Origin of the sequence: Paraburkholderia sp. J41, assembly GCF_905220235.1 — a bacterium.
Lineage (GTDB): Bacteria > Pseudomonadota > Gammaproteobacteria > Burkholderiales > Burkholderiaceae > Paraburkholderia.
The window spans coordinates 1-1,371 of sequence record NZ_CAJMZE010000082.1; the positions used below are offsets into that span (position 1 = coordinate 1).

General features: G+C 61.7%; 1 protein-coding gene. It reads left to right on the forward strand.

Features of this window, described 5'->3' with window-relative positions; all coding sequences use genetic code 11:
- The first annotated feature begins 56 nt into the window (after positions 1-56).
- Positions 57-1,328, forward strand: coding sequence for an IS256 family transposase (locus U5805_RS31495; protein ID WP_415914699.1), 1,272 nt, complete (start codon positions 57-59; stop codon positions 1,326-1,328).
- Positions 1,329-1,371: the final 43 nt, after the last annotated feature.

The following is a 1,371-nucleotide window of genomic DNA, read 5'->3' on the forward strand; positions in this document are numbered from 1 at the left end:
GGACCTATCCGGCATTTTGTGGGCGAGGCATATCATGAGAGGTAAAAATCATGGATATGCCGATGAAGAAGAAACGTACGGTGGCGTCTCAGGCAGCGGCCCGAGGGCCGCTGCCTGAACTGCCCAAGGCGCTGCTGGACGAACTGGTCAAGGGGCCGATGACGCCGGCCGAGGTGCAGGACCTGATGCTCGCGTTCAACAAGGCTGTTATCGAGCGGGCAATGGGCGCGGAGATGAATCTGCATCTGGGATACCCACCAGGCCAGTCCAAACCGGCCGGGCAAGCCAACGAGCGCAACGGCGCCAGTGGCAAGACGGTCATCACAGATCGCGGCCCCGTGCGCGTCGGGGTGCCCCGCGATCGCGACGGCAGCTTTGAACCCGTCCTGATCCCCAAACACGAGCGGCGTTTTACCGGGTTCGATGAGCGCATCATCGCGATGTACGCGCGCGGCATGAGCGTGCGCGAGATTCAGGCCTTTCTGGCCGAAAGCTACGGCACCGAGGTATCGCCCGATTTCATCAGCTCGGTCACCGACGAGGTGATGGCCGAAACGCTCTCCTGGCAGAACCGTCCGCTGGAGGTGATGTACCCGGTGGTGTTCTTCGACGCCCTGCGCGTCAAGATCCGCGACGACGGCGTGGTCAGCAACAAGGCGGTCTATCTGGCCCTGGGCATTCAGGCCGACGGCCAGCGCGACGTGCTGGGCCTGTGGATTGAACAGACCGAGGGTGCGAAGTTCTGGCTCAAGGTGTTCAACGAACTGAAGACCCGAGGTTGCCAGGACATCCTGATTGCGGTGGTCGACGGCCTGAAGGGGCTGGCCGACGCAATCGGTGCCGCTTATCCCCGAACGGCTGTGCAGACCTGTATCGTGCACCTGATCCGCAATAGTCTGGAGTACGCCAGCTACAAGGACCGCAAGGCCCTTGCGGCGGCGCTGCGCCCGGTCTATACGGCCGCCAGTGAAGGGGCGGCGCGGCAGGCTCTGCAGGCCTTCGCTGACGGCCCCTGGGGTCTCAGATACCCGATGATCGTGCAGTCATGGCAGCGGGCGTGGGAGCACGTCACGCCGTTCTTCGCGTTTCCACCGGAGATTCGACGCGTTGTGTACACAACGAATGCCATTGAGAGCCTGAACATGCAGTTGCGCAAGATCATCAAAACCCGAGGCCATTTCCCGAACGACGAGGCCGCCATCAAGCTGCTTTGGCTGGCGCTACGCAATGTTCTGGCAAAGTCCGTTCGCGCCGCCTTCGACTGGAAGTCGGCCATGAACCAGTTTGCTATTCTGTTTGGTGATCGATTCACGCAGGCGCGCGGGTAACGATTCCTTTAACCGCCTCGCCCACAAAAATGCGGACAGGTTC